Below are 25,427 nucleotides of genomic sequence, written 5' to 3'. Positions count from 1 at the left end.
AGATGACAAAACCTGCAGCCCGGCCGCTCCTCACGCTCCGCAATCTTGCATTCGGGCGCGGCGAGGCGCTCTCGGCTCCGATCTCGCTCGAAGTCTCTCCGGGGAAAATTCTCGCCATTCTCGGGAGCAACGGCCGCGGCAAAACGACGCTCCTCGACACGATCGCCGGCATTCTTCATCCGCTTTCAGGGGACATCTGCCGATATGCCCGCATCGGCTTTGTTCCGCAGCAGTTTTCCACCACGCTCGCCTACTCGGTTCTCGACATCGTTCTCATGGGACGCGCCCGGGAGATCGGTACCTTCGAACTCCCCAAACCCGAGGATGAAGCCGCGGCCATGAAGGCGCTTCACCGCCTCGGACTTGAGGAGCTCGCCGAGAGAGACTTCCGGCGGCTTTCGGGCGGCCAGCAGCAGCTTGTCGTCATCGCCCGGGCGCTCGCGGGCGGAGCCGAACTTCTGCTCCTTGACGAACCCACGGCAGCGCTTGACCTGAAGCGCCAGGAAACAGTTCTCTCTCTCATGGAGTCGCTGGCCGCCAGGGGCACCGGCATCATCTTCACGACGCACGAACCGCTTCACGCCGGGCTTGTTGCCGACGACGCGCTCCTCATGCTCCCCGGGGAGCAGTCCCTTTACGGAAGCGCAGACGAAATTCTCACGCCGGAGAACCTCTTTGAAGCCTACGGCGTGAGAATCGATGCGGTGGCCGGGAAAGCGTCGAGACGGCTCATTCCCGACTTTGAAATCAAGCGCGGAACCCTGCCTCAGACATGAGGCGGAGGGCTTCCTGAGATTTGAGCCACCGGCTCAGGGGCGCCGCGCGCGATGTCATGAGAAGCATCCCGTATCGTGCATCCACGTTTTCGTCTGCCGGGATCTGCAGCGTCCTGAAGCTCTCGGCCGGATAGTTCCCGGCATTGGAGGCATAGGAAAGGAAGACGTCGGCCTGGCGCGAAAGAAGAACCTCCTTCACCGTAACGGTCTTAGCTCCCTTCCCCGGCACCGCGCCGCCGACAAGCGCGCGGGATTTTGCACGAAGCATCGCCGGGAACTGCTTCCCCCAGCGCGACGTGAGGTCGAAAAGCTTTTGCGCATAGTCCCCGCCCGGATCCGCATGCGGGGTCGACGTGCCGATCCGAAGTCCGGCAGTTAGAAGAAGCCTGAGCCAGAGAGGCGATTCCTCGCACTCCCCGCGCGTCAGTTCGTCAACGCGCCTTGCCGCAGGCCCGCGCCTCGGGAAGACCAGCATGAGCGCATTCCCGACCCAGGGCGAAACGGAGAGGCCGATGCCGTCGCGCTTCAAATGCTCGGGCGACTGCATGTCCGCAGAAAGGAAAAGATCGGGACGATCTCCCTCCAGAATGCGGGAGGCAAGCAGTCCTGCCGGTCCGTAGACAACCTCAGAAGAAATGCCGGAAAGCGCTTCATAGCGGGTAAGCACCGCCGGGAGCGCCCGGGAGAGACTCCCGGCCGCATAAATGCGCAAAGCATGACTCATAAGCATCACCTTGAAAAGGTTGGTAAACATGCGGCCACAATATTAGCGCCGGGAATGTGAAGCGGCTTCGGCCGCGTGGCTATCAGTCTTTGTCAGACGTTTCTGTTTCTTTCCGGGGCTCATCTTCTCACGGGAGTACCTGCCGGGCCTCTGCTCTTTCTGCGCTTTCGGGCCGTCAGGTCGAAAAAGACTGTCGGAAGCATTCTTCTCCATGCCGGCATCACTTGAAAAGCGCCATACGCAAAAAGAGGAAAAAGCCTTAGAATCAGGAGCCCAAAATTTGACCCGAAATCTCTGTAGTCGCTCTGCCGGAGGCACCCGGCCCCATCAGGCTCCGACCTTCCGGTCCTGATGGGCAGAAAAACAACGGCCCAACGTAATTGCACAATACGCCGGGCCGTCACGTACGAAGGAGCCAAATCGTGAAGCCTATCTCTTATTCACGCTTTGCTGTTTTCCTCCTCGTCGTTCTTGAATTGTGGAGCAGCTGGCATTTCGATGTCAAGCCTGATGCCACTTTTCTTGCGGCGGCGGTGATCTATATGTTCAACAACAAACACTAGATTTTGGGGAGCTCCCTGTCGTACTCCTTCGTACGGCAGGGATTTTTTTCGCACTGACTCAGCGCAAAAAACTTTCAATCCAAGACCGGAACCGTCAGCCGGTTCATAGATACTCCTACCCGCCTCTCACACGTCAGCGCCTCGCCGACTTCTCCACCCAGCTCCAGAGCGCATCCATCCAGCCCGAAAGCGCTCCGCGGACATCCTCTCCGGCTGCCCAGAAGACCGAATCCCGCCCCATATGCAAAGCCTCGTCGCCTGCACCCGTACGGGAGAGAATCCGGAAGTCGTCCTCGCCGAAATGCCTCGATGCTCCTTCATTCGCGTTGAAGGCCGACGAGAAGCCCCGTTCCTCGGCATGGAGCGATCCCGAGGGATCTTCAAAAACGAAGTGCGAACCATGGAAATCGTCGGGCGAACCCGGGTGATCAAAAGCAACGTCGCCGGGGCTCCCGAAAGCGGAGCTCCCGCCGAAATCCATGAAGTGGTCGTCGTGCATGCCGTGTGCGCAGCCGGTGTAATGGTCGGAATCAAAGCTCATTTCAGCCTCCTGATTAAGCGTGTTGTGGAATGAAGGGAAGTTTCCGGGGGTCATGCGTCTCGCAAAGTCGCACCGAAGCATGAGGAGCGCTTTTTCTTTGTCGAAGGCGGATAATCTTGCGGTCGATCAAACTTTTCTCCTTCAGAACCGGAGCATTCATGCAGTCATCCCAAACCTCAGGCCGCCCCCGCGACCTCGGAATCGAATTCGGCGTTTTCCCGACGGGGCGCTTCAATGCCATTACGGACGTCGACGGCGTCCTTGTGGGGCAGGTCACCCTCGAGGACGATGCTGCCGGCATGCATACGGGCGTTACCGCGATTCGCCCTCATCCGGGCAATGTCTTTGAAGAGAAGGTCCCCGCGGGGATCTTCCTCGGCAACGCCTTCGGCAAGATGGCGGGCTACCCGCAGGTGAATGAGCTCGGCAACATCGAAACGCCGATCGTCCTCACGAATACGCTCAACGTGGGCGCAGGTCTCGAGGGCGTGGTCGAATGGACGCTCTCGCAGCCCGGGAACGAACTCGTCCGCTCCGTTAACGGCCTCGTGGGCGAAACGAACGACGGCAAGGTGAACGACATTCGTGCGCGGTTCGTGAAGCCCCATCATGTTCTCGAAGCCTTGAGGAAAGCCTCCTCCGGCCCCGTTGAAGAAGGCTGTGCAGGCGCCGGCACCGGCACCGTGGCCTTCGACTTCAAGGCCGGGATCGGCACCTCGTCGCGCGTGCTTCCGCCCAATCTCGGAGGCTGGAAGGTTGGGGTCCTGGTTCAGGCCAACTTCGGCGGCATTCTGAACGTCAAAGGGATCGAAGCGGGCCTCGAGCTCGGCGGCTGGCCCGGCGAAAAGGAGATGCAGGAATTCCGCTCGGCCGACGGCTCCATCATGATGATCGTGGCGACCGACGCTCCGCTCGACGCCCGCAATCTCGAGCGCCTCGCGAAGCGCGCCTTCATGGGAATGACCCGCACCGGGGGCGTGGCCTCAAACGGCTCGGGCGACTTTGTGGTCGCCTTCTCGACCAATGAATCGGTCCGCGTGCGTCATACGGCGGCGAAGGGAACGCTCGAAGGGGCGCCCCTCGTGAGAAACGACGACATGACGCCGCTTTTCATGGCGGCCATTGAAGCCACCGAGGAAGCCGTCATCAATTCGCTCTTTTCCGCTCACGATGTCAATACCTGGGACGGCAAGGTGATCCGTGCGATCCCGGTTGACCGCGTCCTCGCGATGCTCGACCGGGCGGGTCTGCGCGCCGGCAAATAAAGACTTGAGCTCCCAAAAAATCATCGCCCCGCATGGCTGTCGAACATTCCGTGCGGGGCTTTTTTCCACGAAAGATAGGAAGCCCTCGGCGCGCGACCTTCCCTGCGGGCGTTCTCACAAGAACGTCCAGCATGGTATCTGCTGCTTCTCAGGCTGCTGAAGCTACGCTAACTGCTGACGACTGCGCCTAGGATCGCACCCGTTTTCGTCTCCACAACTAGGCCGTCAGCGATCACGTATTTCGTTCCTTTGAGTTTCAGCAACTGCTTTACGCCGTTCTTTGCTCGTTCCATCAAGGTGTCCCGAAACGCCGTTGACTGGTAAGGCTCAAAGCCTTTCTGATGAGTGAGAACGGAATAAATGATGCGTGCGAGCAGGTGTGCGAAGGCGACCATGGCACGCCTGTAGCCGCGCCGCATCTTGAGCACCTGGAATTTTTCCTTCAGCGCAGCGGTACCGCCGACCACAAGTCCTCTGGCGGCTTCAATCAGCGTGCGCCTCAGGTGTTTGTTCCCTTTCGGGCATTTTCCACTTTTCTGTTTGCCGGCAGATGTGTTGTCCCCCGGGCAAATGCCGAGCCAGGAAGTAAACTGCTCTGACGTGGGGAAGTGGTCCTTCAAATCCGCACAGAGTTCGGCGTAAATCATGCGGGCCGAGCGTTCCTGAATTCCCGTTATGGTAATGAGCAGCTGGATGTCCTTCTCGTAGGGAGCCTGCAGCTGGCGGAGCCTTTCGAAAGTGCTTCGGTCGTACTCCTCGAGCTGATCGATCTTTTTCCGGAGCGCCAGAATCTGCTCCTTCATCATCGGCTCGATTTCGAAGTTGAGCGCCTGCATGATCTGCTCAGGGCTTGCCCGCAGCCGGCGGCTGTTTTGCTTGATGACATCAAACAAGTGCGGATCATCTCTGAGCTTGGCCATCAGTATGAGGCTGGCAGCTTTGCCTCCGCGGATGTCGCTGAATACCGTTGTAGGCCGGCATCCGGTGAGATTCAGAGACTTGCCGAAACGATTGGAAGTTCGGGAAATGTCATTCCTGTTCTTCTGCAGATCACGTGAAATGACGCGCTGCAGACGAAAGGCCTTCTCCGGCACGAAGGATTTTTTGAAGTTTCCCGTTCGGGCAAGAGACGCCAGACGTGATGCGTCCTTGCGGTCCGTTTTGCGGCCGGCTGCCGCTTTGGCGTCGCGGGCATTGATCAGAGCCAGCTGCTCAGAAGTGAAGCCGGCTCTCTCGAGGGCTTCGTACGGGCTCTGCCACAATGACCCGGTTGATTCCATAAGGATGATGTCGGGATTGCATTCACGGCACCAGGCGGCGAAAGCATCGATGCTTGCGCGGTCGGTATTGAAATCCCGGCTCTCAGATTGTTCACGATGACCTGCAACCTGCTTCTGATGGCAGCAGACGAGTAGGTTGAGATGAACGTCAATGCCTATTGCCGAGCGGTACATCGCGTGAACAGTAATTTCGGGATTACTGATCTGCGCACGGGCAGCTCGCAATGGCGTATCGGTACGGTTAGACTTACTCATAGCCCCTCCATTAAGAAATGATTGGGGTTCGAGGAAGCCCTGGCAACCACGAAGATGTTGGAGAAACAGGTAGACGCAGCAACCACCCGGAAGCTACGCTCATTTTTCCACACGCCTAGTCACCAGCGTTCAAGCCAGCGAACAGAGCAATATAGGGTGCGAAAGTTCCGCTGCAATTTTTTGACGGCAAGCGTCAGAAACGTTACCAAAAAAACGTACGCAGACAGGTCGCGCGCCGAGGGCTTCCTCATCTTTCATGATAGAGGGTGAGGAAGCCCTTTACTCATCACGATTTTTTACTGGGTCTATGAGGCGGGCTTTACGGAGGCGCATCCCGCCTTTTCTCTTTTTTCTCCTTCGCGCTTCAGCACCGACTTCATGCCGCGCGTCGTGGCGTCCCAGCAGAGAAGAGACCCCGCCACCACAAAGGCCACGCCCGTCCAGAAGGAGCTGTCGAGCTTCGCGTTGATCCAGACGACCGCGAAGAGGCAGGAAAGCACCGGCGTGAAATAAGAAGCGAGCGCAAGGACCGTGACGTTTCCCTTCGACATTCCGAACGTCCAGGCGGCGTAGGCGCCCCCCATGGCAATGCCGCCGAATATCACCGAATAAATGCCATGCTGCGACACCTCGCCCACGGTTTCAGTGCCGAAGCCGCAGAGCCACAGCGTGCCGTAGATGAGCATATTGATGGTGAAGATCACGGTGGAGAGATTGGTATTTCCGCCCCACGCGCGCGTCATGCTCGAGAACCCCGCCCAGGTGAGCGCCGCTCCGAGGGCGAGGATGTAGCTCAACGGGTGCTCGAGGATTCGGCCGAGAAAGCCCTCCAATGAAAAGCCGTCGCTGCCGGCAAGGATGTGCACGATGCCGAAAAAGCCGAGGAGGATTCCCGGCACGATCCACCAGCGCGTGCGAACGCCATTGAAAAGCACGGCGAAAAGAAGCGTGAGCGAGGGCCAGAGGTAGTTCACCATCGCCACTTCCATCGTCTGCGCGCCGCCTGAGGAAAAGAAGATCGCAAGGCAGAAGCAAAGCGACGACGCATTCGCGGTCGGCAGCCCGATGAAGAGATAGCGCTTGTCGACCTTACTGAAGTCGGGGATCCCGATCGTGAAGAATAGACAGATCGCAGCCGTGAGGTAGAGAAGCGTCTGCCCCTGCGCGAGGCCGAAGCCCTCTGCGATGCCGCGTACGAGTGAAACGCCCATGCCCCAGCAGATGGGGGCGAGTATGCCGATCAGAGTAGCCTGACGGGTGGAATCGCTCTTGATGATGCTCATGGCAGAGCCTGAAACGAGAGAATTTCTTTTGACCTGCGCCTTTCGCGCGGTCGGGAAAAATGCGTGACCGTAGTCTACCTGTGCGCCCGGGAAAATGCCGTCTCAGACTTTCCCCGAACGCTTCCCGCCGGGACACCTGCTGCGCCAAATCGCTGTCCGCCCGTGCCGGGAACCTTTGCGCAGGATATCTTAAGGAAAACATCCACCCTCTCTTGAGCCCACGCACTGAGTCTTCGTTTACCGATGCCGGACTTCGCCCGCTCGCAAAAGCTGTGGCATTATGAATCTCACCAGTAAACGGAAGCGCGGAGCTCTCAAATACTCCTCGTTTCCCGTTTACTCCAGATTTCAAACGAACGAGATTCTTCCCATGCAGATCCTTTCTTTCCGCGGCCGCCATCACCACCACACCTGAAGCGAGACTTTCAGGCGTGGCTGCTTGGAAGTACTCCAAAGTCTTCCGGGCGCCCAGCAAAGAAACATGGGGTTATCCAGTCAGAAGGCCTCCGGAAGCAAAGCACTTCCGGGGGCTTTTTTGCATCCGCAGGACGGAATGGAAACCTTTCATCTTCACCAGGAAATCCAAAATGACCGAAAACAATCGTCTACGAGTCGCCATGCAGAAGTCCGGCAGACTTTCGGACGACTCGAAGGAGCTCTTTGAACGCTGCGGCATCAAGGTGCGCTATCACGAGCAGCGTCTGCTTGCCGCTGCGGAAAACATGCCGATCGAGTTCCTTCGCGTGCGCGACGACGACATTCCCGGACTCGTCATGGACGGCGTCGTCGACCTCGGCATCATCGGCGAAAACGTGCTCGAGGAAACGCTTCTCACGCGAAAGAGCCAGGGCGACCCGACGGAATTCCGGATGCTGAAGCGCTTCGACTTCGGCGGCTGCCGGCTTTCGATCGCGATTCCGCGCGACGAGGAATGGCAGGGGCTCGAGAGCCTCAACGGGAAGCGCATCGCCACCTCGTACCCGCAGCTGCTGAAGCGCTGCTTTGAGGCAAAGGGCCTTACGTTCCGCCCCTGCCTCCTCACGGGTTCGGTCGAAGTGGCGCCCCGCGCGGGGTTGGCCGACGCCATCTGCGACCTCGTCTCCACGGGCGCGACGCTTGAAGCCAACGGCTTGAAGGAAGTCGAGGTGATCTACCGCTCGAAAGCCTGCCTCATCGCCCGCAAGGACGAAATGGACGCCGAGAAGGAAGACCTCGTGAAGCGCCTCCTCGTTCGCATGCAGGGCGTTGCCCGCGCACGCGAATGCAAGTACATCATGCTTCACGCCCCGAAGGAGAAGCTCGGCGAAATCACGAAGCTTCTCCCGGGCGCCGAGCACCCGACGATTCTGCCCCTCACGGGCGACGACAGCCGCGTGGCGCTCCACATGGTTTCAAGCGAAAGCCTCTTCTGGGAAACGATGGAGAAGGTGAAGGCGCTCGGCGCCTCCTCGATCCTGGTGCTTCCGATCGAAAAGATGATGGAGTGATTTCTCTTTCCGGAAAACGCGCCAGGTTCAAAGAAATTCCAAATTTTCAAAATTCAGAACACTACATTCAGGAGTCAATCAAAATGACCGAATTTGCCTTCAGCGACATCATCGACTGGGACGCGCTCAACGAAGCGGGCCGCACCGAAATTCTCCGCCGCCCGGCCGTCATGGCGGGCGAGCGCATCAGCGCCGTCGTTAAGGAGATCCTCGACAACGTCGAAAAGAAGGGCGACGAGGCCCTTCGCGAATATTCCGCGAAGTTCGACCGCACGGAAGTGAAGAACTTCCGAATCTCAAAGGAAGAAGTGGACGCCGCCTGGGAGCGCGTTTCGCCCGACTTCCGCACGGCGCTTGAGCGCGCCGCAAGGAACATTGAAAAGTTCCACACGGCCGAAAAGCTCGAACCCGTCGTCGTCGAAACGATGCCGGGCGTGAAGTGCGAGCAGGTGACGCGCCCGATTGAAGCCGTGGGCCTCTACATTCCGGGCGGCACGGCGCCGCTTTTCTCCACCGTTCTCATGCTCGGAATTCCGGCCCGCATCGCCGGGTGCTCGAAGGTCGTTCTCTGCACGCCTCCGCCCGTTGCCGACCAGATTCTCTGCGCCGCGCGCCTCTGCGGCATTGAGGAGATCTACCAGGTGGGCGGCGCCCAGGCGATTGCCGCCATGGCTTTCGGGACCGAAACGGTTCCTGCCGTCTCGAAGATCTTCGGACCGGGGAACGCCTATGTGACGGAAGCAAAGCGCCAGGTGAGCCGCCGTCCCGACGGCGCCGCGATCGACATGCCGGCCGGCCCCTCCGAAGTCCTCGTCATTGCCGACAAGGACGCGGACCCCGCCTTCGTTGCCGCCGACCTTCTCTCCCAGGCCGAACACGGCCCCGACTCGCAGGTCGTGCTCCTCACGCCCTCGAAGGAACTTGCTGCCAGCGTGGCCGAAGAGGCCGCAGCCCAGCTCGCGCAGCTTCCGCGCCGCGAAATTGCGGCGAAGTCCCTTTCCGCGAGCCGTCTTATTGTCGTAAAGGACCTCGAGGAATGCTGCCGCGTTTCGAACCGCTATGCGCCTGAACACCTCATCATTCAGGCGAAGAATGCGCGCGATCTGGTGCCCCTCATCAACAATGCGGGCTCGGTCTTCCTCGGCGAATGGTCTCCCGAATCGGGCGGCGACTATGCAACGGGCACGAACCACGTGCTTCCCACCTACGGGTGCGCGGCGGCCTATTCGTCCCTCGGTCTCGCCGACTTCATGAAGCGCATGACGATTCAGGAAATGACCGCAAAGGGCTTCTCGGGGCTCGCCGAAACGATCGCGATTCTCGCTCACGCCGAAGAGCTCGACGCCCACAGAAATGCGGTCCTCATCCGCATGGCGCGCCAGAGCGCTGCCAAGGCAAAGGGAGGCTGCTGATGGCAAAGCGCACCGAAGATCTGATGGAGAACCCCGAGCGCCTCGCGCGCCCCGAGGTTCAGGCGCTCACGCCCTACCAGTCCGCCCGCCGCATCGTGGCGGCTGCGGGCGGCCGGGGCGACGTCTGGCTCAACGCCAACGAGTCGGCGGAATCGGACGATTATGCGTTGAGAAACGGGCGCTTGAACCGCTACCCCGACGCGCAGCCCGCGGAAGTCATCGCGCGCTACGCCGCCTACTCCGGCGTCTCCCCCGAATCGATTCTCGCCACGCGCGGCGGCGACGAAGGGATTGACCTTCTCATCCGCACCTTCTGCACGGGCGGGCGCGACGCGGTATTGCAGTTCCCGCCCACCTACGGCATGTACTCCGTCTCGGCCGAAACCGCGAACGTGCGCGTCGTGAACCTCACGACGTCGCCTGAGAACGGGTGGACCCCCGACGTGAAGGCGCTCGAAGCGGCGCTCGAAAAGGATCCCGCCATTCAGGTGGTCTTTGCCTGCTCGCCCAACAATCCGACGGGAAATCTCCTCTCTCCTGAAGTCGTGAGCGGCCTCATCAACGCCACCCGCGGGCGCGCCATTCTGGTGCTTGACGAAGCCTATATTGAATTTTCGCCCGACGACACCGCCGTCGACCGGCTCGAACGGGCGCCGCACCTCGTCATCATCCGCACGCTCTCGAAGGCCTTTGCGCTCGCCGGGATCCGATGCGGGTTCCTGATCGGCAGCCCCGCCGTGATCGGAATGATCAGAAAGGTGATCGCCCCCTATCCGATTCCGGCGCCGGTCGCCGACATTGCCGAACAGGCGCTTTCTGACGAAGGCATCGCCCGCATGAAGACGCGCGTTCTCGCAACGCTTCGCCGCCGCGAGGAGCTCGCCCGGGCGCTCCGGGCGCTCCCCGGCGTGCTGGAGGTGTCCCCATCGGCCTCGAACTTCCTCCTTGTGCGCTTTGCCGAAAGCGCCCGCGTCTTTACGGGCCTCTGGGACCGCGGAATTATTCTCCGCGACCAGAGCCGGCAGCCGACCCTCGCGGGCGCCATCCGCATCACGGTAGGCACCGACGAAGAGAATGCGCTTCTTCTCGCCGCGCTCACGGAACTCCTCGGAGAATACTGATGGCAGAACGTTTTCTTTTCGTCGACCGCGACGGCACCATCCTCGAAGAACCTCACGACTTTCAGGTGGACGACTTCAGAAAGATGCGCTTCGTCGAAGGCGTTCTTCCGGCGCTGAAGGCGCTCAAGGACGCGGGCTGGCAGCTCGTCATGGTCTCCAACCAGGACGGCCTCGGAACGGCCTCCTTCCCGACTGAAGACTTCGAGGGTCCGCACAACCTCATGATGCAGATTCTCGAGAGCCAGGGCGCGAAGTTCGACGAGGTCCTCATCTGCCCGCACATGCCGGGCGAAGGCTGCGCCTGCAGAAAACCCGGCACCGGGCTCGTCAAGAAGTACCTTCGCCGGGGCGCAATGGACCAGAAGAACTCCTACGTGATCGGCGACCGCGAGACGGATCTGAAGCTCGCCGAAAACATGGGTCTTACCGGAATCCGCGTGGGTCCCGAGGGCGAACCCTGGGCCGCTGTCGAAAAACGCCTCCTTGCGAGCCTCCCTCAGACGCCTGAAACTGACCGCCACGCGGTGGTTGAGCGAAAGACGAAGGAAACGGATATCCGCGTCGAAGTCTGGCTCGACCGCGAGGGCGAAAACGAGATTTCAACCGGCATCGGCTTCTTCGACCACATGCTCGAGCAGATCGCTCAGCATGGCGGCATGCGGCTTCATCTGAAGGCCAAGGGCGACCTTCAGGTCGACTGCCACCACACGGTGGAGGATACGGGGCTTGCGCTCGGCGAAGCGATCAGGCTCGCGCTCGGCGACAAGCGCGGCATCCGCCGCTTCGGCTTTCTCCTTCCCATGGATGAAGCCCTCTGCCGGTGCGCGCTCGACATCTCCGGGCGCCCCTGGCTCACCTTCAAGGCAAAGTTCAAAAACCAGTTCGTGGGCGACCTCGCGACCGAAATGATCGAGCATTTCTTCCGCTCCTTCTCTCAGGCCATGGGGATCACGCTCAACATGAAGGCGAAGGGAAAGAACGACCATCACGTCGCCGAATCGCTTTTCAAGGCACTCGGGCGCACCCTTCGGGACGCGAAGCGCATTGAAGGTCATGAACTTCCCTCTTCGAAAGGAGTGCTCTAACGATGCGGGTCGTTATTCTTGATACCGGCTGCGCGAACCTCCTCTCGCTTGCCCGGGCGGTTTCGCGCCTGGGGCTTGAGCCGGAGGTCACGCGCGATCCGAAGCTCGTCAAGGCCGCGGACCGCGTGTTTCTCCCGGGCGTCGGCACGGCGCGCGCCGCGATGGCGGAACTGGAAAAGCGCGGACTTCCCGATCTCATCCGGTCGCTCTCGCAGCCCGTTCTCGGGATTTGCTTGGGCGAACAGCTTCTTGCAAAAAGAAGCGAGGAAACGGGCGGGGTCGACATGCTCGGCCTAATCCCGGCCGAAGTCCGCGAGCTCAGGGTCGGGAGTCTCCCGCTCCCGCACATGGGCTGGAACCGCGTTTTCCCCGACGATTCGCCCATGGCGAAGCACCTTTTTGCGGGTCTTCCCGCAGGCGAATGGTTCTATTTCGTTCACAGCTATGCGATGCCCGTGAACGAATTCACCATCGCGAGCGCCGAGTACGGCGAACCCTTCACGGCGGCAGCAGCCAGAGACAACTTTGCGGGCGTCCAGTTTCACCCGGAACGCTCGGGCAAGGCGGGCGCGAAGCTTCTTGCAAACTTCCTCGGAGTTGAACGGTGATCATTCCTGCAATCGATCTTCTTGAAGGCCGCGTCGTGCGCCTCCACCAGGGCGACTACAGCGCCTCGAGAGACTATGGCGACGAGGCGCTCCTTCGCCTTCAGAGCTACGAAAAGGCGGGAGCGAAGCTCCTTCACATCGTCGACCTCACGGGCGCGAAGGACCCTGCACGCCGCCAAATTCCGCTTCTCAAAAAATGCCTCGCGGGCCTCCATGTCCCCGTTCAGACGGGCGGGGGCGTAAGAACCGAAGCCGACGTCCGCGCGCTCCTCGATGCCGGCGCCTCCCGCGTTGTTGTGGGGTCCACCGCGGTCAGGGATCCCGAAGCCGTCAAAGGCTGGATGAAGACCTACGGGCCTGAAGCCATCGTTCTCGCGCTCGACGTGCGGATCGATGAGGCGGGCCGCCGGCAGATTGCCGTGAGCGGCTGGCAGGAAAATTCCGGCGTTCTCATCGAGGACCTGATCCGCGAATATCTCCCTGCGGGCCTGAAGCACGTGCTCTGCACCGACATTTCGAAGGATGGAACGCTCTCGGGCACCAATTCCGGTCTCTACCGGACGCTTTCGGAAGCATTCCCGCAGGTGGCCTTCCAGGCTTCGGGCGGCATCGGTTCGCTCGACGACGTGCGCGAGGCTGCCCGCTCGGGCGCGGCCGGCGTGATTGTCGGGCGCGCGCTGCTTGAAGGGAAATTCTCGGTGGAGGAAGCCATTCAGTGCTGGAAGGCCGCACGCGGGGAATCAATTCCCTGCCGCCCTTTTCCATGACGGATCATCCGCTTTCTCAAATCCCGGAAACTGCCGTCAGTTTCCGGGGACATTAGTTCCGCGCATGAGGACAACCCGGGGCTTTGCCGCAAGCCTTGTCGCCGCCGACCGGCGTCCTTCACGCAATTTCTACATCGCCTTTCCCGATTTCAGAAAACAGCTCGTTTTCCCGCAGGCTATGCTTGAAATTCGCGCTCAAAGCTCCCCAAAGCTCCCTCAGGGCTGCCATTCATGCCGCAATCACGCTTTCCCTTTAAAGGAGGATCCATGCTCGCCAAACGCATCATTCCCTGCCTCGACGTCCGCAACGGACAGGTCGTCAAGGGCGTGCAGTTCCGCGGTCATGAAATCATCGGCGACATCGTGCCGCTTGCCAAACGCTATGCCGAGGAAGGCGCAGACGAACTCGTCTTCTACGACATCACCGCCTCATCGGACGGCCGCGTCGTCGACAAGAGCTGGATTTCGCGCGTCGCCGAAGCGATCGACATTCCCTTCTGCGTTGCCGGGGGCATCAAGTCGGTTGAGGACGCGGGGAGGCTTCTCGCCTTCGGCGCCGACAAAATTTCCATCAACTCCCCTGCGCTTTCCGACCCCACGCTCATCACGCGCCTCGCAGACCGATTCGGCGTCCAGTGCGTCGTGGTCGGGATCGACACCTGGCACGATGAAGCGACCGGCAAATACTGGGTCAATCAATTCACGGGCGACGAAAAGCGCACCCGCAAGACCGAGTGGGAGACGCTTCGCTGGGTCGAGGAAGTCCAGAAGCGGGGCGCAGGGGAAATCGTCCTCAACATGATGAATCAGGACGGCGTGCGCAAGGGCTACGACATCGAGCAGCTGAAGCTTGTGAGAGGCGTCTGCCGGGTGCCTCTCATTGCGAGCGGAGGCGCGGGCACCATGGAGCATTTCCTCGATGCCTTCCGCCTTGCTCAGGTCGACGGCGCACTCGCCGCATCAGTTTTCCACAAAAAAATCATTGATATCGGCGACCTCAAACGTTATCTCGCCGACAATGGAATCGAGGTTAGAACATGCTGACTCAAGAAACACTAGCAAAGCTTGACTGGGAAAAAACGGGCGGACTTATTCCCGCCATCGTGCAGGACGCCGTCTCCGGACGCGTCCTCATGCTCGGCTACATGAATCAGGAAGCGCTGAGCCGAACGCTCGAGACGAAGAAGGTCACCTTCTTCTCGCGCACGAAGAATCGTCTCTGGACGAAGGGGGAAACCTCCGGCAACTTCCTTCATCTCATCGACATCGGCACGGACTGCGACAACGACACGCTTCTCGTCCTCGTCAAGGCGGACGGCCCCACCTGCCACCTCGGCACGACGAGCTGCTTCGGGAGCCTCGAGCCCGAGTGGCAGTTCCTGCGCGACCTTGAGCTTCTTCTCGGCTCCCGCCGCACCGCAGATCCTTCGACCTCCTACACCGCGAGCCTCTATGCCCGCGGCACGAAGCGGATCGCGCAGAAGGTGGGCGAGGAAAGCGTTGAAACCGCGCTTGCCGCCACCGTCCATGACCGCGAGGAGCTTAAGAACGAGGCGGCCGACCTGGTCTACCACCTCCTCGTACTGCTCCAGGATCAGGACCTCGAGCTTGCCGACGTGATCGGCATTCTTCGCGACCGCCATGCCGCGCGCGAAGCGAAGGCCGAGGCCAAATAACAGTTTGAAGGAAGCCCGGCAGGGCTTCTACTCAATCTAAAAAGCCGCCGGAACTCATTGGGAGTCGCCGGCGGCTTCTTTTCATTGGTCAATCGGAAATCAATCCTGCGGGAGCTTCTTTCTGATCTGCGAGCGCATGAAGGCGGCTGCGATCAGATTCACGAGCACCGCGGGCACGACGCCGTAGAAGAAGAAGACGGCAGCCGGGAAGTCGAGAAGGTAGTCGCCCGCAAAGAGCGGATTAATGAAATTCGTTGCGGCGTCGACCGTCACCGCAAAGAAGAAGCAGAAGCTGAAGGAGACCGCATACTGGAGAAACACGAAACCGGCGACCGTTACGTCCGCGACATTTTCAGCATTCTTAAAGTTCGTCTTCTCGCGGCAAAGCGCCGGGAGGTCCTTCACGGTGAACCAGAGACCGAGGAAGAGGACGATGAAGAAAATCGCAAGCGTAAAGGCATCCGAGCTCCAGGATGCGGAACCGAATTCCGTCAACCGGGTCTTCAGAATGATGCCGACCACAAAGCCCGTGAAGCTCGCGATGAGCGCGGCAAACTTCACCGATTCCATGACTTTGCCGGCATAGCCGGACTTGATGTCGTCGGGATCCTCGACCTTGATGATTTTCTTGAGGGCCATGCTTATTCTCCTTTTGTTCTCTCGTGCGTCAAGCTGACGGTCTGATGCCGCGTCCCGCATATTACCCGTCTCCGAAGGAAATGCGAGTGTAAATCCAGGAGAAAGCCCGCCGGAGCTTCAAAGCTTTGAGCCGAATCCTGGGTATTCCGGGATCTGACAGGGAACGCTGCAGGGGAATAATTCCGCCGCTCGTGCGCTTCCTGCATCTGAAGCAGCAAAAGAAAACTCCGCGCGTCCTCAAAGCTCAAGCTCTGAAGACGCACGGAGCGGCAGAGAATCTCATAGATCCCGCAGAATCACATTTCGATTACTGGCTGAAAGCCTTCGAAAGATCCACCGGCATGGCCTGGTAGCCCGAGGTGCCCTTGAACTGGATTTCGACGGAAGGCTCCTTCTCGCCCCACTTGAATTCATCAATGTAGGGGTTGGGCGCCGATTCAAAGGCGCCGGTCTTGAAGTTGTAGGTTGCGCCTGCCGTTGCCGAATAAACGAAGACGGACTTCTTGTCGGGCATGTATTCCGTGAGCGACGTCACCGGGCTGTACCAGTCATGGCCGCGTTCCTTGCCGTATTCCCAGATCTGTTCGACGGTCATCTTTTCCTGATCGATCTTGAAGAAGACCGCGCGGGAATACTTCATGTCGGGAAGCGGCGGCTGCTCCATGCCGCGGGCGTCGCCGTTGTCGAAGACGGAAAGAATGAAGGTCTTCTTGTCCGACATCGAGTCGACGCGCCAACCGGTGTGCTGCGTCCACGTCCAGTCGAACGAGCCTTCGCACTTGCTGCCTTCGCACTTGATCTTGTTGCCCTTCGAATCAACCGGCGTCAGGACCTTGTCGGCAAATTCCTTCTTCCAGCCTTCGGGCGAGCCCATGATCCACTTCACCTTCTTGTCGCGGCCGATCTTGATGAGCGCGGACTGGTGGCGCGAGGAGATGATGATCGAATCGTCGGTCGGGTCGTAGTCGACGGAATTCACGTGAACCCAGTTGCGGCCCGCACCCGAACCCACGATGTCGCCGAACTTGTCGCTCTTATCCTGTTCGGCGAGCTGCTCGGCGGAAAGCGTTTTGCCCGCCTGAGAAGCGTCAATGTTGAGGCAGACGGCGCCCTGGTCGAGGACCTTCAGAACATTATCGCGATAGGGGTCAAGAATGTCGAAAAGACGCCATTCATCCACCACATTGCCGTTGGGATCGACCTCAATGATCACGTCGCGAACCGTGCGGACGTGCTTCCCGTCGGCGCGGACATGGTCGGAAGAGGCCACGCGCACAAGGTAGTTTCCGTTCTGCATCGGATCCATGGCGTGCGAGAAGTCGTTGTAGCCGTCAGGAAGCCGACGGTTCCAGATCTCGCGGCCCATGAGGTCGTACTTCACGTAGCGCTGTCCGTACCCCCAGGTGAAGGCGCCGTCCTTGTTCTGACGGAAGCCCATCATGATGCCGGCGCGGTAGATGTCGTGATAGTTGAAGATCGACGACGGTTCCATGTACCAGCGCAGTTCCCCCTTCGTGTCGTAGATGGCGTTCTGCGGGTAGCGGTTCCACTCCAGAGCGCCGCCCATCGGATTGTTCCAGACGGCACGGGTCGATTCCGGCGTCGCCGCAATCATGTTGTTGATGAGGTAGAGGCGGTCCGAGAAGGCCGGATCCATCTTCTTCACTTCCGCCTTCGGGAAGACGGAAGTCACGCCGGCATAGCCGGCCGTGCGGATATTCGCGGGACCCGCATAGATGCGGTAGATCTCCTTCTCAACGCGTTCGGACTTGCCGTTGGCGAAGCGCGTGTAGGAGACCTCAACCGTGTTTCGGTAGTCGGGATAAAGACCAAAGACAGGAATGCCGCCGTGCGTGCGCACCTGCGTGTCGCTCACCTTGTATTTGATTTCCTGACCGCCCTCTTTCGGAACAATGCGCACTTCGGCGTCGGTCACGGTGTAGCCGCCATTCTTGATCACGGCGGTGAGCGGAGCGAGTTCATAGGGGTTGAGCACCACAGCGCCGAGTTTGCCCGAGGCCGGGTAGCCCACGTGCGGGCCCGAGGCGCCGCCGATCGCGTACGCGCCCGATGAAATAGCCAGGCCGGCCGCGACACAGGCCGCGGCGATCCAGGTCATGCGAGTCTGCATGATGTTTCTCCTTTGATGACAAATTTCTTCAGCCGATCGCTCGCCTTGGTCGAAAACCAGGGCGCCGGGAATAGCGCGGCGCCTGGGCGGCGAACGTCTCAGCTGTTCAATCAGTGTAGAAACATGACGAGCGCGGTACCATGGAGAGAAACATGAAGGAATTTGCAAGATATGCCCGAGACTTTTGCGCTTTCCGAAAAACTCTCCTCCCTCACCATCGAAGATCTGCGGTTTTTCGCACGGATCTATGAAGAGCTGTCGCTTTCGAGCGCAGCGCTTCGCTGCGGCATCAGCTTGTCGCGCGCGTCCAGAATCCTCAAAAAGCTCAGGGAAACCTTCGACGACAAGCTCTTCCTGCGTTCCATGCCGGAACTCATTGCGACGGATTACGCCGCCATGCTTTATCCCAAGGTGATCGATCTCGTCAACCGCGCGTCGCAGCTCGGACAGGTTGAAATTTTCGATCCGGCGACCCTCACCCGGACCTTTCGGATCGGAGCCGTCGACAACGCGATCTTCGCCGTCATGACGGATGTGATTGAAGCCTTCTTCAGGCTGGCTCCTCATGCCCGGCTTGAGATCAGTCAGCTTACGCCCGACCTCATGCAAAAGCTTGAAAAAGGCACGCTCGACTGCGCGATTTTCCCGTCTTCGCGAGAGCTTCCTCCGGGCATCCGGGAACTAAGGCTCTACCAGGTCCGCTACGCGGTCTGCGTGCGATCCGGCCACCCGCTTGAAGCCCTCTGGCGAGAAAAAAGCTCGATCGGTCTTGAGGACCTCAAGCGTTGGCGGAAGATCCGCATTTCGAATGAAACCTCTACGGACCCGCTCCTCTATTCGCTCGATGAAAAAAGTTTTCTCGGCGAAAACTTCCTTGACTGCGCAGTGACGGTGCCCTTTTTCCTCAGCGTGCCCTCCATTCTTCAGGTCACCGACTTCACGGCAATCCTGCCGCTTCAAACAGCCATACGCATGCAGAAGAAGCTCGCGCATCCATCCATTGCAGTCATTCCCGTCATGATGCCGGCATCCAAAAGCGATCAGGATCCGAGGTCCTTCTATACGCGTCTCATCTGGCACGAGCGGATGGACGGCGTCCCGGCATTGGAATGGCTGCGGGGCCTCTTTGCGCTTTATGCCCGCTTTGACCTCTCCGACCATCCGATTCGCCGGACCGATGCACCCACCGGATGAAGCGATCGCAGAGGATTCTCTGCGACATTCGCAGTGGTCATATTTCCTTGACAGATGCGGTAAGGCCTATGTACTCTAGAAATTTGTAGAAAATCTGCAAATTTTCATGGTAAATCTATGCTCGTGGGTTTTTCATTCAAAAATTTCAGAAACTTCAAAGAAGAACAAACCTTGTCGCTTCGCGCCAAGCCCGCAGCGAAGGAACGCCTGACCTGGAATGCCTTTAAGACAGGGCGAAAAGATGTTCCCCATATTCTGAAGGCTGCAGCAATATACGGCGCCAATGCCAGCGGCAAATCGAACGTTATCCGGGCTCTGCAGGTAATGCAGCAATGCGTGCTGACGAATACGGTTGCGCTTCCTCCGCCGTTTCAACCTGAAGCCTTTGCCTTTGATGAAACGTCAAAATATGAAGAAATGTCTTTTTCGGTCCGTTTCATAAAGGAAGAGCATTTCTACACATATGAATTCTCGGTAAAGAATCATCAGGTAGCTCATGAAGCGCTTTCTCTCAAAAAAGAGCGAAAAATCCTGCTATTCGAAAGAACAAAGAATGATGCCGACAACAGCTATGACTATAAATTTGGAAGTTCACTGCAAGGGCAGAAAAAATCATGGAGCTCAATGACCAGAGCGGATTCGTTATTTCTCGGCACCGCCGCAGCATTCAATTCATTCCAACTCATGCCGGTCGTTGAATGGTTTGCGGATAATTTGCTGATAATCAATGCATTCAGCCGAGCTAACAATCTCTATACAATCCGTGCTCTGGAACAAAAACGGCTTAAGAAACAAACTCTCATCAGATTCTTGGCTTCAGCGGGCATAGACATCAAGGATATTCAGATTGAAAAAGAGGCCCGCCCGGGGAAAAACATCTCCATGAATCCCAACGCCATGAGGGATGATGGAGAAATTCTGGATATCGGCCATATTTCCTTTGTTCATCAATTTAACGGCAAGGCTTGGCCGATGTCGCTGACAGATGAGTCCCGTGGCACTCAGCATTTGGTGGAACTCGCCGGCCCTATCATCGACGTCATGAAAAAAGATGCAACGCTTATTGTTGATGACATTGAAGCGAATCTGCATCCCATTCTGATTGAGAAGCTTGTCCAATCCTTCTTTGAAGAAGCCGACCAAAGAAACGGCGCTCAGTTGATTTTCACTACAAATTGCGATGCATTAATAGACAACAATACAAATGATCCGGACAATCCATTACTCAGAAGAGACCAGATATGGTTTGTAAATAAAAATAGAGATAAGGCTTCAAACCTCTATGTACTTTCAGATTTTCCAATACGAAAAAATGAGAATGTCAGGAATGCTTATTTGAACGGTACATTTGATGGCATTCCCTTCATTGAAGCCATCAATGTAAAAGGCTGATGAAAATTTGTAGAAATCACTGAAAACAAGCAAATCTGACCAAGGAGAAAGGAATGAGTCTGCTTCAGGAATATTTGAAAGATCTCGAGGAAGTCGTCAATGTGGACTGCGGCTCCGCCTCGACCGAAGGCGTCACGAAGGTCGCCAAAATCATGCAGCGGCACTACGACGAGATGGGCTTTCATACCGAACTTGTCGACTTCGGACCCGAGGCCGGGAAAGGCCTCTTTGCCACCAATAAGCCCGGCGCCGAGCATTTTGATCTCATGCTCAACGCCCACCTCGACACGGTCTTCCCTGACGGCACGGTCGCGAAGCGCTCCTTCCGCATTGAAGGCGACCGCGTTCGCGGTCCCGGCTGCGGCGACTGCAAGGCGGGCGTGATTGCGATTCTTCATGCGCTCAAAAACGCCCGTCCCGAGGATCTCGATCGTCTCGCCATCGCGGTCTGCCACAATCCCGACGAAGAGATCAGTTCGATTTATTCCCGAGACTGGCTCGCAGCAATGGCAAAACGCTCGAAGCAGGCGCTTGTTCTCGAAGCCGGCCGCGCCAACGGCGAATTCGTCCGCTCGAGGAAAGGCCGCTCGGTATGGTCCGTCACTTTCCACGGCGTTTCCGCACATGCCGGCAACAACCCGAAGGACGGCCGCTCGGCCATTCTCGCCGCCGCCCGCTTTGCGCTCGAGGTGAGCGCGCTTCAGGATCTCGACGGCAAGGGCACATCCGTCTGCGTCGGCACGATCGAAGGCGGCACGGTCTGCAATACGGTTCCCGACACCTGCACGATCAAAATCGACACCCGCCGCTGGAACGACCGCGACGGCGAAGAACTCGACCAGGCGATCGAAGCGCTCGCCCGCAGGGACTGGGGCGACGGAATCACAGTCGAGGCGAAGCGCGTATCGGTTTCGCCCGCCATGCCTTTTACCGAAGCCACCCGCGGGCTCGTGCAGAAAATCGAGGAAGCGGCCCGTCTCGAAGGCTTTGAAGCCAAATGGGTCGATGCTGGCGGCGGTTCTGACGCCAACCGCATTGCCCAGGCTGGCACGCCCGTGCTTGACGGCGTGGCGCCCGCCGGTGCGGGCTTCCATTCGGAACGCGAATATCTCCGCATCGACACGATTGAAAACCGCGTCAGGATGCTGAGCCGCTTCCTCTCGCTCATTTAATCCCAAACGCTTCTTCTCCGGCGGATTGATGCGGTCTTCAAGGACAGCAATCCGCCGGATTTCCTGACTTCTGAATCAGAAGTCCGTCCAGTTCTCCATACGTCAAATCGGGCGCGTTAAGTTGGTGAGTTTCTCGGACATGATGTCCAACATGTCCTGACGTCATCTCAAACTGCGGCGGTTGTCCGCCGGATCGACCCGACTTCCTGACGGCCTTTTCAAAGACGCGCGCCTTGCGCTTCCGGGCATTTTCAGAGCAGCAGCCAGGGAGCGCAAAAGCGATTGCGGCAATCGTTATCCTTCGAAATAGGCCGCAATGGCAAGCACAAAGAAGATCACCGCCGCAATCCGGCGCATCAGCTTCATCGAGATCCTGTCGGCGAGCTTGTTGCCGATGAAGACCGCAGGGGCGTCGGCGATCATGAGGCCCAGAGTCGTGCCGCAGATCACCCAGAAGGCTTCGAGGGGATAGCGGGCGGCGAGCGCCACCGTCGCCACCTGGGTCTTGTCGCCCACTTCCGCAAGGAAGAAGAGCACGACAGTCGTCGTAAAGATCCCGAAGCGCTTCATGCGGTCATGGGACTCATCCTCCTCGATTTTGTCCGGAATGAGAATCCATATGCCCATGGCGATGAAGGAGACGATCAGGATCCATCTCAAAAGATCCGCGCTGATGAAGCTCGCGAGTGCGGCGCCGAGCGCGCCCGCAATGGCGTGATTGAGAAAGGTTGCGGCAAAGATGCCGAGAATAATCGGCAGAGGCTTTCTGAAGCGTGCGGCGAGCACGACGGCAAGGAGCATCGTTTTGTCGCCGATTTCCGCGGCGGCGACAACGCCGGTGGAGAGCAGTATGGTCTGGAGGGTTTCGAGCATTTTCCTGGGGTCGGAGCGGCTCGGCGCGGCAAGGGGAATGCACGTAGACGTGCGGCGCGGCAGGCATCGCTTGTGCCGCAGGCCGCTCCTATACTGGATTTAAAGCGTCTGCAAGCGAGTCCGCGCCGCAGGTCTGGCTTATGAGGAAGGGAAAAGTCCGAAAAGCACTCATTTTTAGAATCACCTTTCTTCGCGGAACTTCTCACCCGGGGTCTCATTCAGTCGCCATGAGATCGGGGAACCTCAAGCATGTTGACGACCGAAAAGGCGGCTTCAGATTCCGGGAAATGAATCGAAGGCGCCCCTCAAGCTACTCCCCTGCGGAGTTGCTGGCGGATTCTAGCGGATCCCGGCCGAAAATTCATCGTTGAAGAAATTCTTTCGACGCCTCTCTTTCCGGCGGTTCGCTAGACTGTCGGGTTTCGACGATTCTTTTCCCCACATCCTCCCGCGCGATGTCTAATCCCAATCTCCTTTTCGAACTCCGCCAGTCGGGGCTGCTTCTCATTACGGCCTTCATCTGGGGCTGCTCCTTCGTCGCTCAGTCGATCGGCATGGAATCGGTCGGCCCCTATACATTCACGGCGAGCCGCATGGCGCTCGGATTCGTGTTTCTGCTTCCCATCGTCGCCATGCTGCGGCAGCGCCTTGCGGCCTCGCAGCCCGACGAACTCACGCGCCGCCGCTCGCCCGAATACCGCCGGAACCTCATCCTCGGGGGCTTTCTCTGCGGCCTCTGCCTCTTCGGCGGCGAAGCGCTGCAGCAGTTCGGCCTCGTGCACGACACCGAAGTCGGGAAAGCGGGCTTCATCACCGCGCTCTACATTGTGTTCGTGCCCTTGATCGGTCTTTTCCTGGGGCAGAAGTCGCGTCTCACCCTCTGGCTCGCCGTCGCTATTGCAGTCGCCGGTCTCTGGTTTCTCTGTCTTCCTCCTGAAGGCTTTTCGATCGCGCTCGGCGACACCTACATCTTCCTCTGCGCCATTGTCTTTTCGCTTCACATTCTCGTGATCTCGCGGTTCGTGACGAAGGTGAACGGCATTGAACTCTCAATGATGCAGTTCTTCTTCGGCTCCATCATCGCCTTCACGAGCATGATGCTTTTCGAGCATCCGACGATGTCGGGCTTCATGGCGGCGCTCCCCTCCATTCTCTGGGCGGGCATCATGAGCAACGGCATTGCCTACACGCTTCAGATCGTGGGTCAGCGCGGCATGAACGAAACCGCGGCGAGCCTCATTCTCTCGCTCGAATCCGTCTTTTCCGTTCTCGCGGGCTGGGTTGTTCTCAACGAAGTCCTTACCCCCCGCGAAGGTCTCGGCTGCGTTCTGATGGCGGTAGCCGTCGTCCTCGCGCAGCTCCCGGAAAGGAAGAAGAGAATCGATCGCAGCTGAATGTCGACCTGCCCGAAACTCCCTCGTTTCTGCCTTTTTCTGCTCTCCTTTTCTGAAAAGGGATAACCCTTAGATTAAGATGGGTGAGTTCAATACTGTCGAATTTCAAAGCCTTCTCAACGATTGCAGAAGGCTTCCGGACATTCAGGTTAAAAGGAAAAAATATGCAATTTCTGATCGTTAATGCCGGCTGCACCCACTTCGGTCACGGCGGCACGCTTTCGGCCGCCATGGTGGATAAGGCCCGCGAAACGCTCGAGAAGCTCGGCCACACTGTTGAAGAGACGCGTCTTGAAAACGGTTGGGACAACGCCGAGGAGGCTCAGAAGATTCTGCGTGCGGACGTCGTCATCATTCAAACGCCGGGCTGGTGGATGAGCACGCCCTGGCAGCTGAAGAAATACGAGGACGACGTCTTCGTCGACCCGATTCTCTGCGGCGGCGACGGCAGAAGCCGCAAGGATCCGCAGAAGAAGTACGGTTCGGGCGGAAAGCTCACCTCGAAGCGCTACCTTCTCTCCTCGACCTGGAATGCGCCTCTTGAAGCCTTCACCGATCCCAACCAGTTCTTCGAAGGCAAAGGCATCGACGGCCTCTTCATGCCGCTTCACAAGACCTTCGAATTTCTCGGAATGAAGCCCTGCGAAAGCTTCATGGTGAACGACGTCTTCAAGCACCCGACCATTGAAGCTGACATGAAGCGCTGGGAAGCGCACCTCACGAAGCTCTTCGGTTGATTACATTTATTCGAGCAGCCTCCCTGACGGAGGCCGCTTTTTTGATGGGTTAAACGCTTTCCCAGGCGGCAAACTCACGTTTTTCGGCGTCAAAGACCAGCGCGACACGGATAAGTTCACGATCGTGAGGCGCTTCGCCGTAACGGCGCGTGAGGAGCTGCTCCGCCGCTTCCGCAAGAAGCCTCGAAACTTCGCTGGCTTTCCTGGCGAACTTGAATTCGAATACCCATTGACGATTCCGGGTACGGACCTCGAGATCACTCCGACCCGGAGCGGAGTGCTTCTCAACATCCGTCGCCATGGCGGCGCCCATCAGGAGAACTTCGATCAGGCTCATGCAGGAAGCTTCGTCGCGGATCGGGCAGTGCCGGCAGTCAATCGTGTTGAGTACGGCGTTGAACTGTCTGACAACGGTATCGACATTTTCGCAATCGAGCATTTTTTCAAGCCGCGACACGCCGACCTCAAGTCGATTGACGTTCCGGAGCATCTCGTCCGCATAGAGCCGGGCAATTGAAAGCCTTACTTCCTGGTTCGGGTACCCGAGCTCGACCTCCGCAGCATTGAGCTTGTTTTTGATGGTGAGGTACCCTGCCTCAAGAAGAAGCGCCGCAGCGGGGAAGTCGCTGACCTCTCGTGAAGCCGAGAGCTCATCCAGCGGGATTCCGATCGGCTGGTTGAACTGATCGGGAGACATGAGCGCATGATTCCCCGGAAGTTGGAGGAATCGCGTCGGCAGCCCGCCGCTAGCAAACCAGTAATTTTTGAAGCCCTGCCCGGGGTGCCTCAAGAAATTCAGCACCGACCAGGGAGAGAAAACGTGCGCTTGAGCTTCCGGCTCAAAAGAATAGCCGCCGTAGTTTTCCCTGAGCCTCCCGACGAGGGCGTCCTCGGTCAATCCCAGTTTCTGTTCTGCTTCTCTCAGATAATAGGGAAAAGCTTTTTTGATTTCTTCTTCAGTAAAGCCAATTAATGTTCCATAGACCCCATTGAGTAAAAGAACCTCAGATCTTCACACTATGAAGAATTCTTAAAAATCAACAAATTGAAAT

General features: G+C 58.5%; 23 protein-coding genes and 1 other annotated feature. Of the genes, 15 read left to right on the top strand and 8 right to left on the bottom strand.

Features of this window, described 5'->3' with window-relative positions; translation table 11 throughout:
* The first annotated feature begins 2 nt into the window (after positions 1–2).
* The gene (locus tag FG381_RS00620; RefSeq protein WP_139687050.1) at positions 3–776 is read left to right on the top strand and encodes an ABC transporter ATP-binding protein; all 774 of its coding nucleotides are present in this window, start codon (positions 3–5) and stop codon (positions 774–776) included.
* On the opposite strand, the gene FG381_RS00615 is transcribed toward FG381_RS00620, so the two are convergent.
* Positions 748–1,500 (bottom strand): substrate-binding domain-containing protein, encoded by a 753-nt coding sequence (locus FG381_RS00615; RefSeq protein ID WP_165697773.1) that lies wholly within the window; start codon positions 1,498–1,500, stop codon positions 748–750. The two genes, FG381_RS00620 and FG381_RS00615, sit on opposite strands and share 29 nt — an antisense overlap.
* Positions 1,501–2,196: 696 nt before the next feature.
* A complete protein-coding gene (locus FG381_RS00610; RefSeq protein ID WP_139687048.1) occupies positions 2,197–2,604 on the bottom strand; it encodes a hypothetical protein in 408 nt (135 codons plus the stop codon).
* 158 nt (positions 2,605–2,762) lie between these two features.
* Here FG381_RS00610 and FG381_RS00605 point away from each other — a divergent pair, with 158 nt between their 5' ends.
* On the top strand, positions 2,763–3,869 hold the full coding sequence (locus FG381_RS00605; protein WP_139687047.1) for a DmpA family aminopeptidase: 1,107 nt from the start codon (positions 2,763–2,765) through the stop codon (positions 3,867–3,869).
* Positions 3,870–4,036: 167 nt separating this feature from the next.
* Here the strand turns inward: FG381_RS00605 and FG381_RS00600 are convergent, their stop codons facing one another.
* The gene (locus FG381_RS00600; protein WP_139687046.1) at positions 4,037–5,404 is read right to left on the bottom strand and encodes an IS110 family RNA-guided transposase; all 1,368 of its coding nucleotides are present in this window, start codon (positions 5,402–5,404) and stop codon (positions 4,037–4,039) included.
* Between the two features lie 305 nt (positions 5,405–5,709).
* Positions 5,710–6,687, bottom strand: a complete 978-nt coding sequence (gene yddG, locus FG381_RS00595; RefSeq protein WP_139687045.1) for an aromatic amino acid DMT transporter YddG — start codon at positions 6,685–6,687, stop codon at positions 5,710–5,712.
* A 396-nt stretch (positions 6,688–7,083) separates the two neighbouring features.
* Positions 7,084–7,226: a sequence feature (His leader region), on the top strand.
* Between the two features lie 48 nt (positions 7,227–7,274).
* Between yddG and hisG the strand changes: the two genes are divergently transcribed.
* The 8 genes from hisG to hisIE all read left to right on the top strand — a co-directional run bounded on the left by hisG (position 7,275) and on the right by hisIE (position 14,843).
* Positions 7,275–8,174, top strand: coding sequence for an ATP phosphoribosyltransferase (hisG, locus tag FG381_RS00590; RefSeq protein WP_139687044.1), 900 nt, complete (start codon positions 7,275–7,277; stop codon positions 8,172–8,174).
* 83 nt (positions 8,175–8,257) lie between these two features.
* Entirely contained in the window at positions 8,258–9,586 is a 1,329-nt protein-coding gene (gene hisD, locus FG381_RS00585) for a histidinol dehydrogenase (RefSeq protein WP_139687043.1), read from the top strand.
* On the top strand, positions 9,586–10,707 hold the full coding sequence (gene hisC, locus FG381_RS00580) for a histidinol-phosphate transaminase (protein ID WP_228025655.1): 1,122 nt from the start codon (positions 9,586–9,588) through the stop codon (positions 10,705–10,707). The genes hisD and hisC overlap by 1 nt, the downstream gene beginning before the upstream one ends.
* Positions 10,707–11,792 (top strand): bifunctional histidinol-phosphatase/imidazoleglycerol-phosphate dehydratase HisB, encoded by a 1,086-nt coding sequence (hisB, locus tag FG381_RS00575; RefSeq protein ID WP_139687042.1) that lies wholly within the window; start codon positions 10,707–10,709, stop codon positions 11,790–11,792. Before hisC ends, hisB begins: the two co-directional genes overlap by 1 nt.
* 2 nt (positions 11,793–11,794) lie before the next feature.
* Complete coding sequence (hisH, locus tag FG381_RS00570; RefSeq protein ID WP_139687041.1) at positions 11,795–12,400, top strand: imidazole glycerol phosphate synthase subunit HisH; 606 nt, start codon at positions 11,795–11,797, stop codon at positions 12,398–12,400.
* Entirely contained in the window at positions 12,397–13,167 is a 771-nt protein-coding gene (hisA, locus tag FG381_RS00565; protein ID WP_139687040.1) for a 1-(5-phosphoribosyl)-5-[(5-phosphoribosylamino)methylideneamino]imidazole-4-carboxamide isomerase, read from the top strand. Before hisH ends, hisA begins: the two co-directional genes overlap by 4 nt.
* A gap of 267 nt (positions 13,168–13,434) precedes the next feature.
* Positions 13,435–14,211 carry an imidazole glycerol phosphate synthase subunit HisF gene (gene hisF / locus FG381_RS00560; RefSeq protein ID WP_139687039.1) on the top strand — a complete coding sequence of 259 codons (777 nt, stop codon included), beginning with the start codon at positions 13,435–13,437 and terminating at the stop codon, positions 14,209–14,211.
* Positions 14,205–14,843: a bifunctional phosphoribosyl-AMP cyclohydrolase/phosphoribosyl-ATP diphosphatase HisIE gene (gene hisIE, locus FG381_RS00555; RefSeq protein WP_139687038.1), complete on the top strand. Its 639-nt coding sequence runs from the start codon at positions 14,205–14,207 to the stop codon at positions 14,841–14,843. Before hisF ends, hisIE begins: the two co-directional genes overlap by 7 nt.
* Positions 14,844–14,942: 99 nt before the next feature.
* Here hisIE and FG381_RS00550 read toward each other — a convergent pair whose 3' ends face one another.
* Both FG381_RS00550 and FG381_RS00545 read right to left on the bottom strand, forming a co-directional pair.
* Positions 14,943–15,482 (bottom strand): hypothetical protein, encoded by a 540-nt coding sequence (locus FG381_RS00550; protein ID WP_139687037.1) that lies wholly within the window; start codon positions 15,480–15,482, stop codon positions 14,943–14,945.
* A gap of 307 nt (positions 15,483–15,789) precedes the next feature.
* Entirely contained in the window at positions 15,790–17,613 is a 1,824-nt protein-coding gene (locus FG381_RS00545; RefSeq protein WP_139687036.1) for an aryl-sulfate sulfotransferase, read from the bottom strand.
* A 171-nt stretch (positions 17,614–17,784) separates the two neighbouring features.
* Between FG381_RS00545 and FG381_RS00540 the strand changes: the two genes are divergently transcribed.
* The 3 genes from FG381_RS00540 (at position 17,785) to FG381_RS00530 (ending at position 21,371) form a co-directional block, all read left to right on the top strand.
* Positions 17,785–18,807, top strand: a complete 1,023-nt coding sequence (locus FG381_RS00540) for a LysR family transcriptional regulator (RefSeq protein ID WP_139687035.1) — start codon at positions 17,785–17,787, stop codon at positions 18,805–18,807.
* Positions 18,808–18,930: 123 nt separating this feature from the next.
* Positions 18,931–20,199, top strand: a complete 1,269-nt coding sequence (locus tag FG381_RS00535; RefSeq protein WP_165697772.1) for an AAA family ATPase — start codon at positions 18,931–18,933, stop codon at positions 20,197–20,199.
* Between the two features lie 53 nt (positions 20,200–20,252).
* Positions 20,253–21,371 carry a M20 family metallopeptidase gene (locus FG381_RS00530; RefSeq protein WP_139687033.1) on the top strand — a complete coding sequence of 373 codons (1,119 nt, stop codon included), beginning with the start codon at positions 20,253–20,255 and terminating at the stop codon, positions 21,369–21,371.
* A gap of 294 nt (positions 21,372–21,665) precedes the next feature.
* On the opposite strand, the gene FG381_RS00525 is transcribed toward FG381_RS00530, so the two are convergent.
* Positions 21,666–22,244 (bottom strand): TMEM165/GDT1 family protein, encoded by a 579-nt coding sequence (locus FG381_RS00525; protein WP_139687032.1) that lies wholly within the window; start codon positions 22,242–22,244, stop codon positions 21,666–21,668.
* Between the two features lie 455 nt (positions 22,245–22,699).
* Here FG381_RS00525 and FG381_RS00520 point away from each other — a divergent pair, with 455 nt between their 5' ends.
* Entirely contained in the window at positions 22,700–23,638 is a 939-nt protein-coding gene (locus tag FG381_RS00520; protein ID WP_139687031.1) for a DMT family transporter, read from the top strand.
* Positions 23,639–23,802: 164 nt separating this feature from the next.
* Entirely contained in the window at positions 23,803–24,375 is a 573-nt protein-coding gene (locus FG381_RS00515) for an NAD(P)H-dependent oxidoreductase (RefSeq protein ID WP_139687030.1), read from the top strand.
* 49 nt (positions 24,376–24,424) lie between these two features.
* On the opposite strand, the gene FG381_RS12900 is transcribed toward FG381_RS00515, so the two are convergent.
* Positions 24,425–25,273: a PD-(D/E)XK nuclease domain-containing protein gene (locus FG381_RS12900; protein ID WP_139687029.1), complete on the bottom strand. Its 849-nt coding sequence runs from the start codon at positions 25,271–25,273 to the stop codon at positions 24,425–24,427.
* Positions 25,274–25,427: the final 154 nt, after the last annotated feature.

The sequence above is a fragment of the Sutterella faecalis genome (genome assembly GCF_006337085.1).
Lineage (GTDB): Bacteria > Pseudomonadota > Gammaproteobacteria > Burkholderiales > Burkholderiaceae_F > Sutterella > Sutterella faecalis.
Note: the sequence above shows the minus strand (reverse complement) of the source record. Positions and strands in the feature narration are given on the sequence as shown.